Genomic DNA, 22939 nt, shown 5'->3' with positions numbered 1-22939 from the left:
ACATCGACTAGCCCTGCTTGCAATCCATACCACCACCCCATAAGATGGTTTTAAGCCGATTTAGGAGCGAGAAACTTTCGGGTTCGGGTTCGGGTCATCTTCCAGCCGCCGACAAGTTCCGAGCAGAAAACGGAACAGGCCGGACATGGAAGCACGGGGGTCAGGGCAGTCAGCGGGCCGCAGCACGCGTCCGCTTGCCGTGCAATGTCTCCCCACACGCAAAGCACCCGCATTCCCTCCCGAGTAACGGGGAGTGAAACATGAATGCCTTGCTGATCGAGGAGCATCCTCTGCTCCGTCTCGGGCTGCTGCAGATGCTCGAGAACATCCAGGATTCCGGTCACGTCGCCGCGCTCGCGCCTGACGAGCTCGGGCGACACGACAATGTGCCGCACAACGCAGACCTGCTGGTCTTTGGCATGCCGGCCGACACACGCATCGGGTGGGCGCAGCTGCAGGTCGCACGCGAGCTGCTGTCGCCCCAGCGCATTCTGGTCCTGGCCGATCAATTGCCGCTGCACATGCCTGACGCGGACAGCGCGCGCGGTGTCTGTGGATGCCTGCCCAAATCGGCATCGCTGGCGGTCATCGAGGCCGCCATCCGGCTCGCGGTTTCCGCCGTGCAAGGCCTGCTGTTCAGCGCCGAGACCGGCACCATGCCGTCGGCATCGCGCCCGGCCCTGCCCGTCACGCAATCGCTCGCGTCCGCCGCGCCACTACCTGCCGCGGCGCAGCCCGAGCAGCTTTCGCTGGCCACCTGCGCCAGTGCGCCGCGCAGCGCGGTGCGCAGCAGCGTTGCCGTACGCGACCTGACCGGCCTCAAGCCCGGCCTGCCGCTGTCCGGCAGCGCGCGCGCGACCGAACCAACCGCGGAGGCCGAACCGAGCTACGACGAAGCCGAGATGCTCAAGATCACACCGCGCCAGTACGAAGTGCTGGTGCTGCTGGCACGCGGCTATCCGATCAAGACCGTCAGCCGCATGCTGAACATCTCCGTGGCCACGGTAAAGAGCCACGCCTGCACGCTCTACCAGCGCCTCAAGGTGCGCAACAAGGGCGAGGCCGTCTACGCCGCCTTGCAGCGTGGCGCCACGCTGGAATGGGTAAGTGGCGACGAGCGTGTGACGCGGGACAGCAGCATGCGCCCCGTGGTCGCGCGCCACAGCGAAGCGGCCGTCTACGAGGCCGCCAGCCCGACGATCTGAACGCCAGTACCAGCGCCGCGACCCGCAAGACAAGACGGGCCGGCGCTGCCCCGGGCCATGCCGGGGACCGAGGGGGTCAGCCATGCCAGCCAGCACTTTCCTGCCCACGTTTTCCGTGTGCATCTGCACGCGCGACAATCCGGACGGCCTGCGGCAAACGCTGCAGTCGGTTTTCGAATCCACGATGCCGCCGCACGAGATACTGGTGTCCGACGACAGCAGCAACTACAACACGCGGCAGATGATGCGGGAATCGTATGCCGCGATCCCGTATCTCGAAGGGCCCAGGCGCACGCCGGCGGCGAACCGCAACCGGCTCGTGCGTGCCGCGACCGGCTCGCACGTGCTGTTCCTCGACGACATGACGCTGCTTGGCGAAACGTTCCTGCAGCAGATGGCCGAGCGGATCGCGGATGACTTTATCCGCCGGGCACAGGTGGGGGAGATGGTGGCGCCGTTGATATTGACGGGAGTCGAAGCATGCCAGGGACGCTGCATCAAGCCGCGCAAGTGTGCGTACCTCGGGTATCCGTCGCTGGAGTACAGGTCTGGCGAACGGCTGCAGTCGGTCATCCTTGCCAGCACGGTGTTTCCGCGCCGGCTGTTCGACAGCACCTGCTTTCACGAACATCTCGCGGACGGCTATGACATCATCGATCTCGCCAATCGCTCCGTGCACGAACACGGCCACCGGATCGAGCTGATGCCGAGCGCTGTCAACCGTGCTTCACGAGTGGATACCGCATGCGCGACGCACGATAGTCCCGACGACGACGCCTCGCGCATCTACACCGCCTTCCGGTCCTACCGCCGCGGCAAGCACCAGCCATTCCGGGCAGCGCTGTTCGTGCTGATCGCCTTGCCGCACAACCTGTGGCGCAACTGCCGGGGCACCGGCAGAGCCGGCCTCCCGGCCTTCGCTGCCACGACGCAAAAGTTCTTGCTGCTGCTGAACGCGGAATCCGTCGAGTCGCCGGATCGGCAGGGCGGCACTCCCGGGTTGCCGCGCTCTGCCGCCTAGTGCGCCATCGTGCCGGAACAGCCCCGCCGTCACCTGCGATAGGCGGGGAAGAATCCGTCCCGTTCAAGCAGCACGCCGGCATTGCCGCCGCATAGCGTGACATAGCGCTGCGGATTGACGATCAGCCGCTGCGTGCGGAACATATGCGTGTCCGGCGAAAAGCCGCGTTTGAACTTGTACAGGGAATCCTCCGACTGGCCGCCACGTCCGCGGCCGCCGCCCAGGTTCAGCCGCTTGTATCCGTGCGCACGGCCCCATTCGCGCTGGGCATGGATCAGCATCTTCAGTGGCTGATAATGCAGATGGCGGCTGTCCACCGCGCACAGGTGGCCCTGCAGAATGCCTGATGACTTTGCCAGCGACACGAGTGCGCCGCCGATCATGCATCCGCGTTCCTCGGCGATGAACAACCGCAGGCTGCCGCTCGCTTCCCGGCGCAGCGTCTCGAAGTACCGCTTGTCGAAGTAGTAGTAGTCGGAAGCGCGAAGCCTGTCCATCGACTGCCAGTAAAGCTCGACAAAGCGCGCAAGCGCGGCAAGATCGCTGTCGATCCGCACCTCGACACCTGCGCGCCGCGCTTTGGAGATGTCGCTGCGATGGCCATGGACGGTTTCGCTCCAGTGCTGCGCCTCTGTCTTCGTCAGGTCGATCGAGACAATTGGGCCATGCTCGACAATATTGCCGACGGAACATCGCCAGTCAGCATTGAGCATGGGATGCAGCCGGATAAACCACGCTATACACCCTGCGTCACGAAGCGCCTCGACCGCGGCATGCATCGCAGCCTCCTGAAAGCCGGCCGGAGTCAGCTCGCTGACCAGGGGGCCGCCATAACCGTATGGAGAAACGGCGTCCCACTCGCCAGAGGGCAGCGCCCTGCGTATGAACGGAACCAGCAGTTCATGGCTCCCGGTCGTCGCGTAGATCGCGCAGGCACGCCCGTTGTCGCCGATCTCCGCTGCCCGCATCCAGCCGGGCCTGTGATAACAGTCATGCGCGCATCGGTCCAACACCGACGTCCACTCCGGTGCTGATGGATCGAGAAAGCTGATTTGGATCACGTCTCCCCCCCGGAAGTCCAGTCGCGATACGTACGCACCGCAAATTACCATGGCGCTCTGCACAGGCCGGCCTGTGCCCCGTGATGCGATCTGCCATTATGACTTCGTCGTCTTCGCGACACGGTTTGCCGGCATCGGCACTGTCACTGGCTCACGGCCTCCTCGGCGGCAGCCCGCGCAGCGACACGCCGGACGACGTCGGCCGTCTCGCGAATCTGGCCATCCGTCAGTGTGGGATGCACCAGAAGCATGATGCTGGTTTCTCCAAGCTCCTTCGCAACAGGAAGCCTGTGCGCGGGCCGGAACCCTGTGCCGTCAAACGCCCTTTCAAGATACACCTCGGAACAGCTGCCGGCATAACACGGTACCCCGCTGGCCTGGATCTCCGCCACGATCCGGTCCCTCGTCCATCCGTCGCGCAGCGTCTCGGGGCGAACGAATGCATAGAACTTGTACCACGCGTGCTGCATATGGGGCGGACAAGCAGGCAGCCTCAACGCCGCGCATGAACGCAAGGCTTCGGTCAGGATTGCAGCATGCCCGGTACGGCGAGCATTCCAGTGCACCATCCGGCCGAGCTGGATGCGGCCGATTGCGGCCTGCACTTCCATCATGCGCCAGTTCGTACCAAACGAGTCGTGCACCCAGCGGAACCCCGGAGGATGCTCGCGTTCATAGATCGCCTCCCAGCTCTTGCCGTGATCCTTGAACGACCACATGCGCGACCACAGATCACGGTCGTTCGTTGTGACCATTCCGCCCTCGCCGCCGGTAGTCATGATCTTGTCCTGGCAGAACGACCACGCCCCCACGTCGCCAATGCTGCCAACGGCACGGTCCCTGTACTTCGCCCCGTGCGCCTGCGCACAGTCTTCGATGACCTTGATGCCGTGCTGGCGCGCAAGCGCCACGATGGGATCCATGTCGCACGGCAGGCCGCCCAGGTGCACGCAGACGATGGCACGCGTGCGCGACGTGAGCACCAACTGAATAGTTTCAGCAGACAGATTGCCACTGTCCGGCTCGACATCCGCAAAGATCGGCCTGGCGCCCGCATTCACCACGCTGGAGACGCTGGCGATGAACGTTCGCGGTGTCACGATGACGTCATCGCCGGGCCCGATGTTCAGGGCTCTCAATGCAACGTCCAGTGCCAGCGTGCCATTGGCGAGCGATACGGCATGGGCGGCTCCGCACCAATGTGCGAACTCCCTTTCGAACTCGCGGCATTGGGTTCCCGTCCAGTAGTTCACCCGATTCGAAAGGAGGACATTCTGTACGGCAGTCGCCTCTTCGATGCTAAAGCTCGGCCAAGGTGAGAATTCGGTATCTAGCATGGAGTCATCCGTGTCAGCAATCAATGTCGGAGTCGCTGCCGCAATTGAGCCCGCCAGCCCTTGGATCCCACCCGCCGGGAACGAAGGCAGGAGCGGCATTGTCAACCGCTGAAAGCCGCCCTTGGCTAAGCAAGTTGATGCTACCGCTCGGGCCCCGACCCCGTGGCCGACCGGATCGCGAGCGCGAGATGCCACATCAAGCGCGACGTGGACGCCTTCATCTAATCAAACTTGCCGGATCAAGTGAAGGCCGCCATGTGGACTAGATCACTCGACCGAGACAAATGCCGATGAAGATTGATGCATCTCCCGATTCATCGTTGTTGGTACGCGAGCGCACGCTGCCGTATTGCGAGCCACTCCGCAATAGCAATAATGACTTCAATCGGGATCCTCGTCCGAGTATCCGGCAGCGCCGACAGAGGTGAAAGGTAAAGCGCGAGGCAAGGATGAGAATCTCCGATTGGAGGTCGTGCTTTCCAACAGAAGAAGCCTCGCGACAATGCTGAACTGTGCGCAATTTTTCCCGTTCGCCGCAGCGTTGTGGTTTCGGGATACCGGTCTAATCACGGCAATGCCTCAGCAGCCCATGATGGTGCATGGAGATCCAGTCACATGACAAATTTGCTCTCACAGTGGCTGATTGCACTTCCGAGACGACGCAAAGTCGCGCTGATGCTTTCAGCGGATCTGCTTGCACTGCCGATGTGCTTCGCCTTTGCGCTGTTCCTTCGCGCCGGCAATTTCGACTTGCTTGTACAGTACGGCATTACGCCACCGCTGATTATTGCCGCGTGCACGATTCCCATCTTCTCTCTGAGCGGACTATATCGGACCGTCGTCAGGTACTTCGACCTCCGAGTCTTGTGGACAACTGGTACCAGCCTGGCCTGCCTGGTTGGCCTGACGTATGCCCTTTCATTTCTTGTGCATCTCGATAGGCTGCCTCGCACCGGCCTGCTGATCTATTGGTTCATCGCATTTGCGTATGTCGTGATCTCGCGCTTCGTCGCACGCGCGCTGCTGACACGTATTCAACAAAAGCAGAAAACTCAAGACGAGCGCTCTGTCCTTCGAGTGGGCATTTTTGGCGCCGGCGAAGCCGGGTTCCAGCTCGCCATTGCCGTCCGCGCAAGCCTTAGCCACAAAGCTGTTTGCTTCTTTGACGATGATATAGCGCTCAGCAAGAGCATCTTTGCCGACCTGCCGGTCTATCACAGCAGCCAGATGCGCAACCGGATTTCCGAGCACGCCATCAATGAAGTGGTACTTGCCGTACCCTCGTTGTCCAATGAGCGCCGCCGGCAGCTCATCGACCGCCTGCATCGCTATTCTGTCAGTGTGCGAACTGTGCCATCCCTACTTGAACTCGTCGACCGGAAGATCACGGTGCAATCCATCCGCGATGTCAGCGTGGAAGACCTCTTGGGACGCGATGTCGTGCCGCCGCGGGAAGATCTGTTTGGGAAATGCACACAACGGAAAACCGTGATGGTGACGGGCGCCGGAGGCTCCATCGGCAAGGAACTGTGCCGCCAGATCGCTTCCCAGGGACCGCAGCAGCTCATCCTGTTCGACCATTCGGAATACGCTGTCTACGCCATCGAACAGGAACTGAGTCAGCGCTACCCGGACCTTCAGATAACAGCCCGCATCGGCTCGGTGTGCGACGCTTCTGCGGTATCGGCCGCCTTGCGCGGCCAGCAGGTCGACACCATATACCACGCAGCCGCCTACAAACATGTACCGCTCGTGGAAGCAAACATGTCGGAAGGCATACGGAACAACGTCCTCGGATCCTCCACTGTGGCAAACCTGGCCGATCACTTCAGTGTGCAGACCTGCGTCCTGGTCTCAACCGACAAGGCAGTACGGCCCACCAATGTCATGGGTGCGAGCAAGCGTGTCGCAGAACTCACCTTCCAGGCCGCAGCCGCTCGCGCCAACACGCGCACAGTGTTTTCGATGGTGCGTTTCGGCAATGTACTCGGGTCGTCAGGATCGGTGGTTCCCCTTTTTCGCAAGCAAATCCGGGAAGGCGGACCAATCACTATTACGCATCCTGACGTCATCCGCTTCTTTATGCTAATTCCCGAAGCTGCGCAACTGGTGATTCAGGCTGGCGCAATGGCAAAGGGCGGGGAAGTCTTCGTCCTTGACATGGGCAAGCCCATCCGAATCATCGACTTGGCGCGCACGATGATCGAGATGTCCGGCTTAGTCGAAAAGACTCGCAAGAATCCTGCAGGTGAAATCGAAATCAAGGTTGTCGGTTTGCGTCCAGGCGAAAAGCTATTTGAAGAGCTCCTGATTGGCGGAGAAGTTACAGCCAGCGGGCACGAGCGCATTCTGTGCTCGAATGAGCCGTTCATCGAGGAACCGGAGTTGCGCAAGAAGCTCGACCGCCTGCTCGCCGCCTGCGATACACGGGATCCGTTGGAAATCCAGATCGCTTTGCAAAGCCTTGTGCCTGAGTATGCGCCGTACAGCTCGCTGGAATCCGCGCGCCACGAGACAGCACTGACACGGCCAGACGAAACGCAATCGCTCCAATTCCCGTTCCGTGGAATGGTATCCGGCCGCTTGATGCCCTCAGAAGGAGCGACGGACCTGAACCACGCAAGCTTGTCAAACTCAGGCGAGGCGAACTGAAGTTGGCTTCCGCGCACAGCCATCCTACTCAAGCGAGGCGTCGGCAAGCCAACATCCAAGGTGCCGACCGCGGAAGCGAAAGCAGCGTTCGCTCACACACGTTGTCGCATTGCAATCGCCCTCCCACGCACAATACTTCTGATAGTTGGGGATTTAACACTCCCAAGAAAGAAGGGAGAGCGCGCCGGTCGAACGTCAGCGCGTGGCAACTCTAATCAATTGGCATATCGCCTTGCCTTACCTGGATCGTGATCATCCTGGTCCGAAACGATCGTGAGCTCTTGACAGAATGCAACGGGGGAAACATGTTTGCTGGCGGAGTCCTACTTATTACCGGAGGCACGGGATCATTCGGGAATGCCGTGCTGGAGCGCTTTCTCGATTCCGACATTCGCGAGATTCGAATCTTCAGCCGGGACGAGAAGAAGCAAGACGATCTTCGGAAGCGATATCAGAATCCAAAGCTCAAGTTCCATCTAGGCGATGTTCGTGACTACCGAAGCATTACGAGCGCGATGACTGGTGTCGATTTTGTATTTCATGCTGCCGCGCTGAAGCAAGTACCCTCCTGCGAGTTCCATCCGCTGGAAGCGGTCAAGACTAATATCCTCGGAACCGAGAACGTCATTCGCGCTGCAGTGGATTGCGGGGCCAAGCGGGTGGTCTGCCTGAGCACCGACAAGGCTGTATATCCAATCAATGCCATGGGAATCTCCAAGGCAATGATGGAAAAGGTAATGATTGCTGCAGCAAGGAACCTCGATGCAAGTCAAATTGTCGTTTGTGGCACGCGCTATGGCAATGTAATGGGGTCGCGTGGCTCGGTGATTCCCTTGTTCATCGACCAGCTGATGTCCGGGAAGCCGCTGACTGTCACCGACACAGCCATGACCCGCTTCATGATGACACTGGAAGGCGCAGTCGATCTCGTGCTGCACGCCTTCGAACATGGCGCCAATGGTGACATCTTCGTCCAGAAGGCCCCCGCTGCCACCATAGCCATCCTGGCGCAAGCCATGCTGCGCCTCTTCAGCAGGCCATCGCATCCTATCCAAGTCATTGGCACTCGGCACGGCGAGAAGCTGTTCGAAACACTGCTGAGCCGCGAGGAGATGGCATGTTCGGTAGACCAGGGGCACTATTTCCGTATCCCCCCGGATATGCGCAACCTCAACTACGAGAAGTACGTTGAGCAAGGCGAGCGTCGCATTTCCCACAGCGACGACTACAACTCTCACAATACGGAACAGCTCAATGTCGACGGAATGTGCGACCTGCTCCTCAAACTCAGTAGCATTCGAACATACTTGGCGAACCATGCTCCGAAACTGGTGGAGGCAGCATGAAGGTCCTTGTCACCGGTGCAGGCGGCTTTATCGGAAAGAATCTGATCACTGCACTGCGCGAGCGTGCTGATATCGAGGTCGTTCCATTTACGAGGCAGACGTCGGTCGCCTCCCTTTCGGCCCTGGCGAGTAGTCTTGACTTCGTATTCCATTTGGCCGGTGTCAACCGCCCCCCCAACGCGGCCGAGTTCTGGCAAGGCAACGTTGAACTTACCCGCCAGCTGTGCGAGATCCTGCGGGGTACGGGCAAGTCAGTCCCGGTCCTGTACACCTCCTCCAGCCAGGCAGCGCTTGCCAATCCCTATGGAAAAAGCAAATACGCCGCCGAGGAAGTCCTGCAAGGCTACGGCAAAGCGACTGGTGCGCACGTTTACATCATGCGGCTGCCGAATGTCTTCGGCAAATGGAGCCGGCCGAACTACAATTCGGTTGTCGCGACCTTCTGCCACAACATCGCCCGCGATCTGCCTGTCAATATCACAGACCCGCAGCATGTGCTCACGCTCGTCTACATCGATGATGTCGTGCGGACATTGCTGCAGGTGATGGATAGCCGGGGCGAGTGCGGGGAGACGCCGGAAGTCGCACCTCGATACACCATCAGTGTCGGGGAGATTGCAGATCTCGTCCTCTCGTTCCGAAATAGCCGCAGCACGTTGGTTACGAAGCGCGTCGGCACGGGGCTTACCCGCGCCCTGTATGCCACCTACATGAGCAATTTGCCTCCCGACCGCTTCGCCTATGACGTTCCGGCGTACAGCGATCCACGTGGCACCTTCGCCGAAGTCCTGAAAACCCCCGATTGCGGGCAGTTTTCATTCTTCACTGCCAAGCCCGGGGTTACTCGCGGAGGCCACTACCACCATTCGAAAACCGAAAAATTCCTGGTATTGAAAGGCCAGGCCCGCTTCGCGTTCAGGCATATCGTTTCGGACGAGGTGCATGAGGTGAACACCTGCGGCGAGTACCCTGTCATTGTGGAAACTGTCCCCGGTTGGGCTCATGACATCACCAACGTCGGCTCCGACGAGCTTGTCGTTATGCTTTGGGCCAACGAGCTGTTTGACCGGACCTGCCCAGACACAATCAGCCATAAGGTCTGACATGACGCGACTGAAGGTGATGACGGTAGTTGGGACACGTCCGGAGATCATCCGGTTGTCGTGCGTCATTGCGAAGCTCGACGAGCATACGGAGCATACGCTCGTTCACACCGGACAAAACTACGACTACGAACTCAACGATATCTTCTTTCATGACCTCGGTATCCGGCGTCCCGACGCATTCCTGAACGCTGCTGGCGGCTCGAGCAGTGCAACGATCGGTAATGTCATTATCCAGACGGATCTGGTGTTGGAGAAGAACAGACCGGACGCCGTGCTGATACTGGGCGACACCAACAGCTGCATGGCCGCCCTTCCAGCGAAACGGCGCAAGATCCCGGTCTTTCACATGGAAGCCGGCAACCGCTGCTTCGACCAGCGCGTCCCCGAAGAAATCAACCGGAGGATTGTCGATCATACGGCCGATGTGAATCTGACATACAGCGCCATAGCGCGCGAGTATCTGCTGCGAGAAGGCCTGCCTCCTGACCTGGTAATTAAAGTTGGAAGCCCGATGCGGGAGGTCCTGAATTTTTATCGGTGTGGCATCGATGCATCCGAGGTGTTGACGCGATTGGGACTGACCCGCAATGAATTCTTTGTGGTCAGCGCGCACCGCGAGGAGAACATTGACTCGGAGGTGAATGTTATGCGCCTCGTTGCCATGCTCAACGCGCTGGCCGATACCTACAACTTGCCCATCATCATCTCCACTCACCCACGAACAAGAAAGCGTATAGACGCTCTCGGCATCGCCTTCCATCCGTGCATCCAACTTCTGAAGCCGCTCAGCTTCACGGACTACGTGCGTCTTCAAACGGAGGCACGCGCCGTTCTGTCGGATAGTGGAACGATTACCGAGGAATCGTCGATCCTGAACTTCCCCGCACTGAACATTCGTGAGGCCCATGAACGTCCTGAGGGCATGGAAGAAGCTGCCGTGATGATGATCGGCCTCAGCACGGAACGGATGCTCCAGGGGCTGGCCTTGCTTAAGTGTCAGCCCAGGGGAAAGACTCGGCTGCTGCACGCAGTCCGGGACTACGATGCTGACAACGTATCCGACAAGGTCGTCAGAATTATCCACAGCTACACCGACTACGTCATGCGGACTGTGTGGAAGCAATAGAACCCAGGTGGATAAAGTGCGTGTACTGTTGATTACCCAATGGTTTGAACCGGAACCCATGCTGAAGGGACTACTGCTTGCCCGGGAACTCAAGGCAATGGGATATGAGGTGGAAGTACTGACAGGATTTCCGAACTACCCGGGGGGCGTGATCTATCCTGGTTACCGTCTGAAGGCGTTTCAGAAGGAAACCATCGAGGGAATTTCAGTAACGCGGGTACCGCTGTATCCTAGCCACAGCCGCTCTGCCATTGGGCGGGTGTTCAACTATCTGAGCTTCGCGGCTGCAGCGGCCATATACGGCATGCTGCAACGAAAGCGCTTTGATGTTGCGTACGTCTACCACCCCCCGCTGACCGTTGGCATGGCCGCGGCCGCAATCGGATTGGTCCATCGGGTTCCATTTGTCTACGACATTCAGGACCTCTGGCCGGACACGCTTGAATCGACCGGCATGATGCCCAATCGCCGTGCCCTGGCTATCGTCGCTTCGGCATGCCGGCTGGTCTATCGACGAGCGACCGTGATCATCGCCCAATCTCCGGGATTCGAGAAACGCTTGCTCGAACGCGGCGTTCCACGCCACAAATTGCATATGATCTACAACTGGTGCGACGAAACTGCGCTGGCAGCGACAAACCAGGCCGGGCAAGTGCCACCAGGCATGCGTGGACGCTTCAATATCGTCTTCGCAGGCAACATGGGGCAGGCCCAGGCGCTCGACGCCGTGGTACTGGCGGCAGCGCAGGCACACGCGGCCGACGCACGCATCCAGTTCGTCTTTGTCGGCGGTGGCGTGCAGGTGCGGCAACTTCGGGAAATGGTAGCGGCGCAAGGCCTGGGCGATGCCGTCTTGTTCCTGCCGAGGGTCCCCATCAACGAGGTCGGCGTGATTCTTAGGGCTGCGGACGCGCTGCTCGTCCATCTGCGGGACGATCACCTCTTTTCAATTACCGTTCCATCGAAGACGCAAGCTTACCTGTTCAGCGGCAAGCCAATTCTGATGGCGGTGCGCGGGGACGCGGCTGACCTGGTCAAGCAGGCAGATGCTGGCGTCTGCGCCGAGCCCGAGGATCCCGAGTCGATTGCCAAAGCAGCAATTCGCCTTGCGTCGATGGAGCCCGATGCATTAGCAGGGATGGGAATACGGGGAAAAGTCTTCTACGACGAAAACCTATCGATCAAGGTTGGAGTCGCCAGACTGGCCACGTTGCTTGAACAAGCCGGCAACGCGAAGTCGGAAGAAGCCCTGTTTGGTAAAAAGGGGGAACGGCCGGCTTCCTCGACGCGAACTTAGGCAGGAACAGCCCGCACCGCAGGGCCAACCGGAGGAAGCGACTTGGCGTGACGGAGGCTACCCGCCTATAAGACGTTTGCCTGTGTGGCGGACATGCCCCCAGAGTCTCGCTTGAAACTTGCATGGGTAGTGCCTGCAACCATTGCCATGCACCGCCACCGGGCCAGTGACGGAGATCATGAAACCCGTTCCAGTTCGCCATGACGCCGCAAGACAATGTCGCGGCGCTCAAGTGACGCGCGAAGTTCCGCAGGAGCAAGAAACGGCTCGCATTCCGCTCTGCGCCAAGGCTCGTCAATGCCAGGATGTAGGGATATCTCAGTTAGACCATCCGGTATCAGATCCGGAAGACGCAAATGCCAGTCTGGCCTGTCCGCGTAGACCCCGAAATAGCAATCCGAATACTTCAATCCGTTGAATTGGAGTAGCAAGAGCTTGTTCGCCGCTCCGCGCAGCCAGCTCTTGTAAAGATAAAAATTCTGCGGTCTGCGAATCCATTTAATTCCGAACTCAGCCATTTCCTTCTTGATGGCATGAAGTACGAGGGGAAGTTTATGCATGTGATGATGACCGTCAACATGCGTCACGTTGACACCATGGTCCAACAATTCAGAAAGCTGGCATCGAAATTCCCTTCGGATATCGCTTTCACGCAGGAGCCCGGCCATTGCATGCTTTCGCTGGGGCAAGCTTCGTCGAAATAAGCCGTTTTCGTCAGAAAGTGACGAATTGCCTCCCGACATCGGGCATCCCTCAGTGATATTAAAATGAAGACCGAATGAGAACCTCTCGTGGTTCTTCCTGGCATAGTCATATGCCTGCAAGGATGCTGACTTTCCCGCAAGTATTGTCGCGCTGGTAAGTAGCCCCGCCTCGAAACATGAGACAGTGGCGCGAAATGTATCGTCGTTGTAGCCAAAATCGTCAGCATTGACAATCAGATTTCTCATGGCGGATCTCCAATACATGTCCCAGTCTGACGATATTAGTGCTCGACCGGGAATCCGATCTGTACGTCATCACACCATAGACAGCTGGAGTCGGACGATACGCCCCCTGATGTTGCATTGCCGCGTCGCAGCCCGGCGCAATGTGCGTGAAGACGCCTACTCACTTCGGGGTTCCATGGAAATCCAGAGTCATGGTGCGCGTAAACAATTGTCGATTCGCTGCCAATACGTCAGCGTCAGCTGATTTGCGAAGTGCAAGCTTCCTGCAAAGCTCTCTTACCTCGTTTCTTTTGCCGGTATCCCAGCTCGAAGCGCTCTTGAGTGCGGCAACAAACGCCTCGGGCCTGTCCAGCGGGATATCCCACCCGACATTCTCTTGCTGCAGGGCTCGCCACGGCGTCTGGTCACTGGTCAATACGGGGACACCCGACACCAGAGCTTCAAAAAATACATGCCCGAAATTCTCACCTTTTGTTGGCACAAAGAAGACATCGTATTGTTTTATTGTATCCCTAACTTTTGAATTCTCGATGCCACCGTGGTACGTCACGTTAATTTTACTCGGCAATTGTGCAATGATTTTCTCGCACGCCGTCCAGTAGGCGACATCCTCCCTGGGACCAAATATGTCGAAATTTATTGGAATATCGACTTTAGAGAGGACCTTTAAGGCGTAGTCAAGATTCTTCTTTGGCGACACCCTGGAAAGGAAGCAGACTTTCAATGGCCCCTCCCTGCCATTTCTCGTCAAATCAGGAAAATTACTGTTCTGCTCCAACACCGAAGAGATGCTGGTGATATTCCGCGCCACATGAATCGCAGAAGCCTCCACGCCAAACTCTCGGGCTATGTCGCCCGCCTCGATTTCCGTGGATGCATGCCAGATTGCATCTCGATACAAACCAAGAATCTTGGCAAATTGAATATAGGCAAGCTTCTTCCATTTCTTGATGTTCATCGCCCCCCTAGAAAATTCCCCTCTCGGCGCGATGATAAGAGGAACCCTCCGGGTGATCCGGAACAGCCTGAGCAACAGAATTTTTATTGTAAACTGAGGATTAAAAAAACTATTGAGATAGACAATGTCATGTTTATGATCCTGCAGGATACGTCCAATCCTCGCCAGTGATCGCATTTCTGGCGCCATATAGTAAACATGCGCCAGACCCATTTCATTCCAGGAATTGGCTTTTATACCAACATAGGGCGCGCTGTCCCCAAGATCACGATCAAGCGTGATAACGCGAAAATCAAATTCCCGCCCCAATTGCTCAACCATATTGGCAATTGTCCGTATTGGCCCGCCCGCGAGATAGCCGGGTAAATAGTGCCCCACGAAGATCATGACGGTTGGCTTCATTTTTTTCTCACTCAGTGAGTGTCGCGCCGCCAGGGTGGCACCCCCACCGAGTCTCCAGTAAGAATTTCGGCAAGGTAGTCGGCGCCAGCTTCTGCACTCAAGCATTGAGCCCATGCAGCAGTCTTTCTGCGTGCATCAGGGTGAACGGGCCCCGCTTGAATCGTGCGCTCGAGCAATCGCAGAAGCCCTTCGGCATCATCTCGCCCAAACACCCCGCCCACTGTGCTATAGCGCACCGCTTCCGCGGCTCCGCACGTGTCGGTGCAGATTGCAGGCGTACCGACCATGAGTGCCTCGGAAACGACGGCTCCCCATCCGTCATGGGTACTTGGCAATACCAGACAATCCGCTGTTGCCATCAATGCAGGAATGTCGGGACTACGCACGCGCCCGACCCACCTTACTCTGCCGGGAAGCATAGCCATCGCTTCAGAACGCAGCGATTCTTCCAGTGGCCCGGAGCCAATGACAGTCAATTCGAAATCATATTTTCGCTTTAACTTTGACAGCGTCGTTATCAAAAATTTCAATCTTTTAAGCTTTATGAATTTTCCGACGAAAATAAATCTAATTCCAGCCTTTGAAGCATGGCCATCATCCCTTGAATACTGGGATCCGGAGAGAAAATATGCAAATGGATATACTCGCGTCGCTGGCGCCCCTCTTTCAATGAGCCATCTGGCCGTGGCATGACCGGAAGCCAGAATTCCCTCGATTGCCCTTCCCTTTGTACGGAGCAGGCGTGAATACTCCAGGCGTTTCACGGCACCGAGCCAGCCGCTATCGTTAACGGTTTCCATTACGACCCACTGCCGCAACCGGCTTTCCGCCAGCAAGCGCTGCACGACCGAGACATATCCGTTTCCGCGCATGCCCTGGCAGACGTGGATAGATGAAGGGCTGGCCTGGGACGCCAGCCTGGAAACACCACCTTCTGCCGATAGAAGATGCAGCGTCGCTTTGCCCAAGTCCGGTATATCCCAACCAAGATCTGCTCGCTTTGCCGAGATTGGCTCTTCGGCTACGTAGTGCACCTCATGACCCCTGGCAGCAATAGCGCTCACCAGGCCGGCCATGTGCGGTGTTACGATGCGCTGCCAAAACCAGAGATCAAGCATCACGGACTCCGGCGAATGCTTTGTGGCGATAGTCCGCAGCTGACCAACTGATGAGAATCAGCATCAGGAGACCCATCCCCCCGGCGGAGAATAGCGTGGCTTCGCCAAGATTCGTTAGCAACACAGTCAGGGCAACGGTCAGTGCTTCTATGCCGCCGTTTCGTGCGGAGCGGATGACCACCACCGAAACCCACAGGAAAAAGAGAATAAACCCCGGAATGCCAATTTCCTCAAGTACTGCGACGGGCAACACTCCTTTTTCTGTCGGAGCGCCGGTCGGCAGTCCAAATGTTGAGTCTCGCTCGACCGTCATATCAGCGAAGTCCGAGGAAATGCCGAAACCGATGCCGGAGATGGGGGATGCTTCTATGTTCGCCCATGATTTCTGCATCAGGTAACCCCTGGAGTCGTTATAAACATCAACCAGGCCTCCGCCTGACTCCGCCCCCTTTCCCAAATATGTGTCGAAGTGGGCCAGGAAAGGGCCAACCCAGAACATGGAACTTGCAAGGGCAATCGTGAAAACGACAAGGAGGCGCCGGCTGAAAAGGCCGGGAAGTATTTTCTGCAGCGGCTGCCTCGTCAGGATCGGGCCCATTGCAGCTGCCAGTGCTACGCCCGCAACCATGGCCAATCCAGCGGTTCGCGCTTCCGAAAGTACTACCATGGCTCCGCTGATTCCGAATGTCAGAATCACTCTCCACTTGGGCCTCGGCGACGACAACAGCCGGATCGCAGCATGTGCGCCTATGATTCCCATAACAAGTCCGAAAGGCTGCGGATGATTGAGTATTCCCTGAAAGCCAGTTCCATTCCGGAGATAGCCGATCGGGGATTCGAGTAGAGGTAGACTAGCGATCATCACAAGAGACAATCCCGCGAACAGTTCCTTTGCGAGCTGATTTCTCTTGTGAATTGAAAGTTCCTTCCAGGCCACAAGCAAAGTGACAAGTGCTACCATCCAGGAAAGTATCTTAAGCATCGATATATCAGTGAAGGCACTGGCCAACATTGAGTGAATTAGAATAAATCCACCCACCAAGATGGTAACTTTCGTCACCGCGCCACTCCATAGCCTGTGCCCCTCAAGCCTGCTACGCGAGATGACAGACAATGCCGCCATTGCAAGAACAAGGTAGCGATCTATGCTTGCCAGTGGGGCTTCCGGAGCAATGCCAGGGTTTAACATCGTGAGCAGCCAGGAAAGGGCCAACGCCCTAACCGCTCGTTCCCGCCCGAACAGCGCGTAGCCCGCGATGAGAAGGTAGCTCAAATCTGCTGTCGATGGCGATGCGACGCGCAGGACTACTGCAGCCAGTAGCACCAGGAAATCCACAACGCGGATGCCCGAGTTCATGCTGCCTCTCGATCAACATTCGCTCTCAAGAGCTTGGCTGGCACGCCGCCGACAACCGACCGCGGCGGGATGTCCCGATTTACCAACGATCCCGCTGCCACCATGGCGCATTCACCGATGGTTATGCCCGTTCCGGCAATCACTGTCGACGACGCGCCGAGCCAGGCACCACTTTCTATGCGAATCGGTGCGGAGTAGCCCTGTCCGGCGGCCTTCCCCTCGGTGGTGAACATCTCATGACTTCCGGTTACCAGAGATACCCGCGGCGCTATGTCCACGCGCTCGCCGATGATGACATCAGCATTCCCCCCAACGATGAGCACCTGATGCCCAATCCAGGTGTCCTTGCCTATCACAAGCCGGCCGGTCAGATGGAACCGTACGCTGGAGGTAATGCTCACATTCGTACCAAGTTCGGCACCACACCATCGCAACAGCAGGCGCTTCAATGGGAAGCACCTGGTCGCTGGCAGGATCATCGTGATCAGATGATAGATATGTAGTCGAAGTGTGTTCATTTCTGTCAGATCAGGCCCCGACCGCGAGCCACAATGATTGCCCCGGTGACAAGCGCCGCCGCTGCAGCGGCTTGCGATATTGCTCCCGCCCACGCCATCAGGCTGACCGTAGTGGCAGCGGAGCCAAGCAGGACGAGCATCCATATGCACGTCAGAAACAGCCATGCACGCTGTCCGTTATTCGCGACAATCGCGTTACCAATGGTGTTTGCCGGCGCGAGAATTATCGCAGCCGCAAGATATGCTGCAATAAACCAGCGCTCGTTCTCATAGTTGCCGCCATATATATCCGGAATCAACGCACAAAAGAGGAACGCCCCAGCCGAAACCGCCAGGGCCATGATAGCGGCTGCCCATGCGGAGTGATGCGTCAGCTGTCTCGTGGACGCCCCCTCCCGCGAGGCGCGAACCAGTCTAGGCAGAATGACCTGTGACAAGATCGTGGGCAGGAAGAGGCCGAGAGAAAACCACTGCAGCCCGATTGCGTAGTGTGCAAATGCGAGCGGGCCACCAGGACCGTCCAGAATTATCTTCCCGAGAACCCATGTTCCGGAGCCGGAAAGCAACGAAACAAACAGCATCGGACCAGCAAAATTGCAGATCTCATTGAGGCGCCGCCAGTTTACCGAATGCCATCGAGCGAGCCGCTTCCATCTCATAAGCCGAATAATGATCCAAGACTTCCCTACCACCTGCAGGGCAGAAGCGAATGTGATGGTTATCATTGCCAATTTTGACGAGCCTTCGGACGCAGCACCCCATGCACCGATCAGCATGATGCCGGCCGCTATCACCGACAGGCCTGCCACCGGGCGATAGCATTCCAATCCCATTAGAGCCCCGGTTGGGACGATCTCCAGTGCGAAGGCCAACACTGCCAGCGCCAGCAACCAGCGAGGTATGGTCAGATTGCCCGGAAACCATGAAACCGGGGCTATCATGACTCCGACAAAGAAAATCACAGAGACGGATATCGAAATCGCCCACATCAACGTGATTGCCGGATAGCTATCCCGATCGTCGTCGAATGAGACCTCAGCGAAGAATTTCGAAGCGGTTACACCCAGGCCCAGTGCCGCATAAGCCGATATTGTCACGGCCGTCAACTGGAAGTAGCTGAATTCCGCAAATGCTACGGGGTCCAGTTTTCGTGCAAGCACGATTGACGCGAGGATCAGCGAGCCGCGAGCCAATATATGGCTCATGAGCTTCCATAGCGTATTGGTAGTTAGTGCGGAAGCGCTCATGCCCCCTCCAAGAAGCGAACCACTATTATCGATAATGATAAATTATCCGTACAACTAACGATCTATATCTCATCAATTAATATTGATTATTAGCCATTTAAATTATAGAAAGCAACCTGCAAACCGGTATCATCCATAAGTAGCACATCCAAGCGATGAGGGTGTTATTGTAATTTGAAGAGCATAATGCGATAGGCTAGGGTGTACTTTGCTATCGGCTTAGTACTTTCTTCCCGGTATTCAGTGTGCGAGAGCGCACCGATCTCGGATGCAGGCTTTCCTATAGTGCCTCATGAGGGGACATCGCATATACGGTGCCTTGTCCGTCTTCCATCAGCGATGGAGACTGCCATGAAAGAAATCAATTCCTGCATTTCATCCGCGATTGGCGCTGCGTATCGCGACAATACCTGTCGCCGCCTGGCCTTGCTCGCAGCCGCAGCGCTGTTGTCAGCATGTGCTGCATCGCCTGGCATGTATTTCGACAACAAGACGGTGGTTGGCGCGATCGGGCCCGATGCGGTTGCCAAGGTAACCCCCATCACTCTCGATCTGGTGCGTGAGCAGCGCAGCAAGGCGCGCGTGGACAACGACAAGGTCGACGAGCTGTTTGCGACGCCAACACCTTATCTGATCGGTGCCGGCGACATCATTTCGGTCGTGGTGTGGGACCATCCAGAGCTGGTCTTTCCCACCCAGACCTATAGCATCGGAGCCGCCTTCGAGATGCCTACCTCGAGCGGCGGCTCGAACGTACCGGGCTATGTGGTCAGCGCACGGGGCGATATTCAGTTTCCATACGCTGGTGTAATGCATGTCGCGGGAAAGACTGCCAATGAAGTACGCGATCAGATGGCTCGCATTCTGGCGCGCGTGGTCAGGGATCCCCAGATGACCGTACGTGTACTCGGCTTCCGCAGCCAGCGTGTCTATGTCGACGGCGAGGTAAAGACGCCGGGCATGCAGGCCATCGATGATGCACCCATGACTCTTGTAGAGGCGCTCAATCGGGCAGGCGGCGTGTTGAACCTTACCGGTGACAACAGCCGTATCCGAGTCACCCGTGGCGAGCGCAGCTGGTACGTCAACATCCCGGCCTTGTTGGCGAAAGGCATTGATCCGTCACGCATTTTGCTGCGCTCTGGCGACATCGTGCGAGTTGAGCAGCGCGAGGATAACAAGATCTTCGTTACCGGCGAAGTGGTGCGCCCGACCTCCTTGCTGATGCGAAACGGGAGGATGACGCTGAATGAGGCCCTCGGCGATGCGGGCGGGGTCAATCAAACAACGGCAAATCCCGAACAAATCTTCGTGATCCGCAAAACGAACGATGGCGAGCCAAAGGTATTCCATCTGGACAGCAATTCGCCGGCCGCGCTGGCGATCGCTGAGGGTTTCGAGCTGGAACCCAAGGACGTTGTCTATGTTGACGCACGCGAAGTGGTTCGCTGGAGCCGCGTGATCAACCTGTTGTTGCCAAGCACCCAGCCGATCTTCAGCACCGCGACTGCGGTCAAATAGACATGATCCGCTCGATTCTTGTGGTTTGCACGGGAAACGTCTGTCGCAGCCCGATGGCGGCAAGTCTGCTTGGGCGTGCCTTGCCGGGCTGCTACGTGGCTTCCGCCGGACTTGCACCACCGGTCGGCGCTCCCGCTGATCCGCGAGCCGTGGATCTACTGGCGCGCGAGGGCTACGACATTGCCGGCCACCGAGCTCGCGAGGTCAATGCCGCTCTCGTGACAGCAGCAGACTTGATACTTGTGATGGACACGGAGCAACGCAACGCGTTGGAACTGGTGTGTCCCGAGGCGCGCGGAAAGACTTACCGAGTATGCGAGTTTACTCACGTCGACGTGCCAGACCCCTATGGCTGTTCACTGAACATGTTCTACATCGTTCTGGAATTGATTAAGCAGGGGATCGCATCGTGGTCAACTCAGCTTGGGTCCGCTGTGTCGGCCCAAAGCAATAGGGAGGCATCATGAGAACGGTCAATACGCAGGATAATGTCTCGGAGGGCCCGGACGAGCGCGGCACAACGATCGACATGACGGCCTATCTTGACGTGCTGGTGCGTTATCGCCGAACTTTCCTGGCCATCGCCGGACTAGTCATTTTCGGAGGCCTCGTCTATGCCATGCTGACTAAGCCGGTCTATCGCGCGGATATGATGGTCCAGGTGGAGGATCCCAGCGGCAATTCAGCCAGCAGGCTGGTGGCTGGCATCTCACCGGTATTCGACGTCAAGCCTGCCGCAACCGCGGAGATTGAACTATTGCGCTCCCGAATGGTGGTCAGCAAAGCAGTTGAAAACCAGCGCCTCTACATCGAAGCTACACCGCGGTACTTCCCCTTGATTGGTCAGGCGATCGCCAGTTTCAACCCCGAGCTGTCAAACCCCGGGCTCTTCGGATGGGGCGGTTTCGCTTGGGGTCACGAATCGATTACAGTGCCTCAACTCGACTTGCCTGTCACCATGGAGGAACGCAAGATCATGCTGACTGCGCTCGCCGACAACCAGTATCGAGTGCAGTTTGGCAGCGATGGGGTCGAAGCCACGGGAAAAGTCGGCACACCACTATCGGTCAAGACCACTGTCGGCCCGATCACCCTTCTGGTCAGCCAACTCGATGGCCGCCCCGGCAGCGGGTTCGAGCTCCGCCGCCTGCCTCGCAGCGCCGCCATTGCTCAGTTGCAGGAACGCTTGATAATCAGCGAGCGTGGCAAGCAAAGCGGCGTGATTGGTGTGTCCCTGGAAGGCACTTCGCCGAACATGACGGCAGCCATCCTCAATGAGATCGGGAACGCTTATGTAGACCAGAACGTACGCCGCAAGGCAGCTGAGGCGGAAAAGTCTCTGGCGTTTCTCGAGCAGCAGTTGCCACAACTCAGGCAGCAGGTCGACGCGGCCGAGACCCGGTACAACGCAATGCGCAATCAGCGCGGCACGATCGATCTGAGCGAGGAGTCCAAGCTGATCCTGGCGCAATCGGTGCAGATCCAGACGAAACTGCAGGAATTGCGGCAGAGGCGGCAGGAACTGGCCGCGCGCTTTACAAATCACCATCCGGCCCTGGAACTCATCGATAGCCAGATTGCCGGCCTGACCTCTCAATTGAACGGCGTATCGGGGCGAATCCAGAAACTTCCCGACGTAGAACAGAACGTCTTGCGCCTGATGCGCGATGTCAAGGTCAGTACCGAGTTGCTTCAGTCGCTGCTCAACGATGTCCAGCAGCTCAAGCTGATAAAAGCAAGCAAGGTGGGAACCGCACGGATGGTGGACTCAGCCGATGTGCCGCTCAAGCCGGTGCGTCCAAACCGCGGGATGATCGTAGGATTATCGATCACCCTAGGCTTGCTCGCCGGCCTGCTGGCTACCATCGCGCGCCACTCGCTTGATGGCGGCGTTGCCGACGCGGATGAAATCGAGCGACAGACCGGCATGACCGTCTACTCGACCATCCCCTTCAGCAAGCAGCAATCACAGCTTCCGTCAGGAGTCGGACTGCTCGCACTTCAACAGCCTAACGATCCCGCCATCGAAAGTCTGCGCAGCTTCCGCACCGCGTTGAAGTTTTCCCTTGCCGGAAGCAATAGCCGAATTGTGGTAATCACCGGCCCTGCTCCAGGCGTTGGCAAGTCCTTTGTCTGCGCAAATTTCGCCGCCATTGCCGCCACCGGGCATAGCGCTGTCCTCATAGATGCCGACCTGCGTCGGGGCGGCCTGCACCATCCCTTCGACGGCAAGCGCGGTCCCGGTCTCACCGAACTGCTGATGGGCGCCCCATTGGATCAGGTGCTGCAGCGGCAGATTGCACCGGGCCTGGACTTCATCTCGACTGGCACAATGCACCCCCACGGAGCAGATCTGCTGCTAAGCCCGGGCATCGATTCCCTGCTGGACCAACTCAAATCTCGCTATGACCTCGTACTGATCGATACGCCGCCAATTCTTGCCGCTGCCGACGCAGGTATCCTCGCCGGCAAGGCAGGTGCCGTATTCGTGGTAGCGCGCGCAGAGAAAACCACGATCGGCGAGTTGGTAGCCACGCAACGCGCGGTTCGACATGCGGGCGCTGAGGTCAAGGGTGTCCTTCTCAACGGGCTGGTGATCGAGGGACGCTGGTACCGGGCTCATTACTACTTTGGCAAGTACCGCTATCTCGGTGAATACGGGAGTGCGCAGTCCAAGCGCGCATAGACCGGGAAGGCGGCCTGAATCGATGCCGCTT

The 22939-nt window shown here is 58.0% G+C and carries 18 protein-coding genes; 10 read left to right on the top strand and 8 right to left on the bottom strand.

The window, feature by feature from the left end; translation table 11 throughout:
* Positions 1 to 260 precede the first annotated feature (260 nt).
* Both LDO29_RS17375 and LDO29_RS17370 read left to right on the top strand, forming a co-directional pair.
* Complete coding sequence (locus LDO29_RS17375; RefSeq protein ID WP_224081036.1) at positions 261 to 1205, top strand: helix-turn-helix transcriptional regulator; 945 nt, start codon at positions 261 to 263, stop codon at positions 1203 to 1205.
* An 82-nt stretch (positions 1206 to 1287) separates the two neighbouring features.
* Entirely contained in the window at positions 1288 to 2226 is a 939-nt protein-coding gene (locus LDO29_RS17370) for a glycosyltransferase family 2 protein (RefSeq protein WP_224081035.1), read from the top strand.
* A gap of 29 nt (positions 2227 to 2255) precedes the next feature.
* Here the strand turns inward: LDO29_RS17370 and LDO29_RS17365 are convergent, their stop codons facing one another.
* Entirely contained in the window at positions 2256 to 3350 is a 1095-nt protein-coding gene (locus tag LDO29_RS17365; protein ID WP_224081034.1) for a GNAT family N-acetyltransferase, read from the bottom strand.
* Positions 3351 to 3430: 80 nt separating this feature from the next.
* Positions 3431 to 4624, bottom strand: coding sequence for a DegT/DnrJ/EryC1/StrS family aminotransferase (locus LDO29_RS17360; protein WP_224081033.1), 1194 nt, complete (start codon positions 4622 to 4624; stop codon positions 3431 to 3433).
* A 615-nt stretch (positions 4625 to 5239) separates the two neighbouring features.
* Here LDO29_RS17360 and LDO29_RS17355 point away from each other — a divergent pair.
* The 5 genes from LDO29_RS17355 (at position 5240) to LDO29_RS17335 (ending at position 12151) form a co-directional block, all read left to right on the top strand.
* Positions 5240 to 7276 carry a polysaccharide biosynthesis protein gene (locus LDO29_RS17355; RefSeq protein ID WP_224081032.1) on the top strand — a complete coding sequence of 679 codons (2037 nt, stop codon included), beginning with the start codon at positions 5240 to 5242 and terminating at the stop codon, positions 7274 to 7276.
* Between the two features lie 305 nt (positions 7277 to 7581).
* Positions 7582 to 8622: a polysaccharide biosynthesis protein gene (locus tag LDO29_RS17350; RefSeq protein ID WP_224081031.1), complete on the top strand. Its 1041-nt coding sequence runs from the start codon at positions 7582 to 7584 to the stop codon at positions 8620 to 8622.
* Positions 8619 to 9725, top strand: coding sequence for a UDP-2-acetamido-2,6-beta-L-arabino-hexul-4-ose reductase (gene wbjC, locus LDO29_RS17345; RefSeq protein WP_224081030.1), 1107 nt, complete (start codon positions 8619 to 8621; stop codon positions 9723 to 9725). Before LDO29_RS17350 ends, wbjC begins: the two co-directional genes overlap by 4 nt.
* 1 nt (position 9726) lies before the next feature.
* Positions 9727 to 10854 carry a non-hydrolyzing UDP-N-acetylglucosamine 2-epimerase gene (gene wecB / locus LDO29_RS17340; RefSeq protein WP_224081029.1) on the top strand — a complete coding sequence of 376 codons (1128 nt, stop codon included), beginning with the start codon at positions 9727 to 9729 and terminating at the stop codon, positions 10852 to 10854.
* Between the two features lie 16 nt (positions 10855 to 10870).
* Complete coding sequence (locus LDO29_RS17335; protein WP_224081028.1) at positions 10871 to 12151, top strand: glycosyltransferase family 4 protein; 1281 nt, start codon at positions 10871 to 10873, stop codon at positions 12149 to 12151.
* A 176-nt stretch (positions 12152 to 12327) separates the two neighbouring features.
* Here LDO29_RS17335 and LDO29_RS17330 read toward each other — a convergent pair whose 3' ends face one another.
* From LDO29_RS17330 to LDO29_RS17305, 6 genes are all read right to left on the bottom strand, one after another.
* Positions 12328 to 13101 (bottom strand): ChbG/HpnK family deacetylase, encoded by a 774-nt coding sequence (locus LDO29_RS17330; RefSeq protein WP_224081027.1) that lies wholly within the window; start codon positions 13099 to 13101, stop codon positions 12328 to 12330.
* 160 nt (positions 13102 to 13261) lie between these two features.
* Complete coding sequence (locus LDO29_RS17325) at positions 13262 to 14461, bottom strand: glycosyltransferase family 4 protein (protein ID WP_224081026.1); 1200 nt, start codon at positions 14459 to 14461, stop codon at positions 13262 to 13264.
* 11 nt (positions 14462 to 14472) lie between these two features.
* Positions 14473 to 15579: a glycosyltransferase family 4 protein gene (locus tag LDO29_RS17320; protein WP_224081025.1), complete on the bottom strand. Its 1107-nt coding sequence runs from the start codon at positions 15577 to 15579 to the stop codon at positions 14473 to 14475.
* Positions 15572 to 16936, bottom strand: coding sequence for an O-antigen ligase family protein (locus LDO29_RS17315; RefSeq protein WP_224081024.1), 1365 nt, complete (start codon positions 16934 to 16936; stop codon positions 15572 to 15574). Before LDO29_RS17315 ends, LDO29_RS17320 begins: the two co-directional genes overlap by 8 nt.
* Positions 16933 to 17385 carry an acyltransferase gene (locus tag LDO29_RS17310; protein WP_224081023.1) on the bottom strand — a complete coding sequence of 151 codons (453 nt, stop codon included), beginning with the start codon at positions 17383 to 17385 and terminating at the stop codon, positions 16933 to 16935. Before LDO29_RS17310 ends, LDO29_RS17315 begins: the two co-directional genes overlap by 4 nt.
* A gap of 74 nt (positions 17386 to 17459) precedes the next feature.
* A complete protein-coding gene (locus LDO29_RS17305) occupies positions 17460 to 18701 on the bottom strand; it encodes an MATE family efflux transporter (RefSeq protein WP_224081022.1) in 1242 nt (413 codons plus the stop codon).
* A 351-nt stretch (positions 18702 to 19052) separates the two neighbouring features.
* Between LDO29_RS17305 and LDO29_RS17300 the strand changes: the two genes are divergently transcribed.
* The 3 genes from LDO29_RS17300 to LDO29_RS17290 are packed head-to-tail and all read left to right on the top strand — an operon-like array spanning position 19053 to position 22908.
* Positions 19053 to 20222 (top strand): polysaccharide biosynthesis/export family protein, encoded by a 1170-nt coding sequence (locus tag LDO29_RS17300; RefSeq protein WP_224081021.1) that lies wholly within the window; start codon positions 19053 to 19055, stop codon positions 20220 to 20222.
* Between the two features lie 2 nt (positions 20223 to 20224).
* Positions 20225 to 20689, top strand: coding sequence for a low molecular weight protein-tyrosine-phosphatase (locus LDO29_RS17295; RefSeq protein WP_224081020.1), 465 nt, complete (start codon positions 20225 to 20227; stop codon positions 20687 to 20689).
* Complete coding sequence (locus LDO29_RS17290; RefSeq protein WP_224081019.1) at positions 20686 to 22908, top strand: polysaccharide biosynthesis tyrosine autokinase; 2223 nt, start codon at positions 20686 to 20688, stop codon at positions 22906 to 22908. The genes LDO29_RS17295 and LDO29_RS17290 overlap by 4 nt, the downstream gene beginning before the upstream one ends.
* Positions 22909 to 22939 lie beyond the last annotated feature (31 nt).

It is taken from the genome of Cupriavidus laharis, from assembly GCF_914271435.1.
GTDB lineage: Bacteria > Pseudomonadota > Gammaproteobacteria > Burkholderiales > Burkholderiaceae > Cupriavidus > Cupriavidus laharis.
The sequence above is the reverse complement of the archived record's forward strand: the minus strand, read 5'-3'. Positions and strand labels throughout refer to the sequence as shown.

Bases quoted from the DNA above. Each gene is read 5' to 3' on its own strand.
- LDO29_RS17375 (WP_224081036.1), top strand. From the start codon at position 261: ATGAATGCCTTGCTGATCGAGGAGCATCCTCTGCTCCGTCTCGGGCTG.
- LDO29_RS17370 (WP_224081035.1), top strand. From the start codon at position 1,288: ATGCCAGCCAGCACTTTCCTGCCCACGTTTTCCGTGTGCATCTGCACG.
- LDO29_RS17360 (WP_224081033.1), bottom strand. From the start codon at position 4,624: ATGCTAGATACCGAATTCTCACCTTGGCCGAGCTTTAGCATCGAAGAG.
- LDO29_RS17355 (WP_224081032.1), top strand. From the start codon at position 5,240: ATGACAAATTTGCTCTCACAGTGGCTGATTGCACTTCCGAGACGACGC.
- LDO29_RS17350 (WP_224081031.1), top strand. From the start codon at position 7,582: ATGTTTGCTGGCGGAGTCCTACTTATTACCGGAGGCACGGGATCATTC.
- wbjC (WP_224081030.1), top strand. From the start codon at position 8,619: ATGAAGGTCCTTGTCACCGGTGCAGGCGGCTTTATCGGAAAGAATCTG.
- wecB (WP_224081029.1), top strand. From the start codon at position 9,727: ATGACGCGACTGAAGGTGATGACGGTAGTTGGGACACGTCCGGAGATC.
- LDO29_RS17330 (WP_224081027.1), bottom strand. From the start codon at position 13,101: ATGAGAAATCTGATTGTCAATGCTGACGATTTTGGCTACAACGACGAT.
- LDO29_RS17325 (WP_224081026.1), bottom strand. From the start codon at position 14,461: ATGAAGCCAACCGTCATGATCTTCGTGGGGCACTATTTACCCGGCTAT.
- LDO29_RS17320 (WP_224081025.1), bottom strand. From the start codon at position 15,579: ATGCTTGATCTCTGGTTTTGGCAGCGCATCGTAACACCGCACATGGCC.
- LDO29_RS17315 (WP_224081024.1), bottom strand. From the start codon at position 16,936: ATGAACTCGGGCATCCGCGTTGTGGATTTCCTGGTGCTACTGGCTGCA.
- LDO29_RS17305 (WP_224081022.1), bottom strand. From the start codon at position 18,701: ATGAGCGCTTCCGCACTAACTACCAATACGCTATGGAAGCTCATGAGC.
- LDO29_RS17300 (WP_224081021.1), top strand. From the start codon at position 19,053: ATGAAAGAAATCAATTCCTGCATTTCATCCGCGATTGGCGCTGCGTAT.
- LDO29_RS17295 (WP_224081020.1), top strand. From the start codon at position 20,225: ATGATCCGCTCGATTCTTGTGGTTTGCACGGGAAACGTCTGTCGCAGC.
- LDO29_RS17290 (WP_224081019.1), top strand. From the start codon at position 20,686: ATGAGAACGGTCAATACGCAGGATAATGTCTCGGAGGGCCCGGACGAG.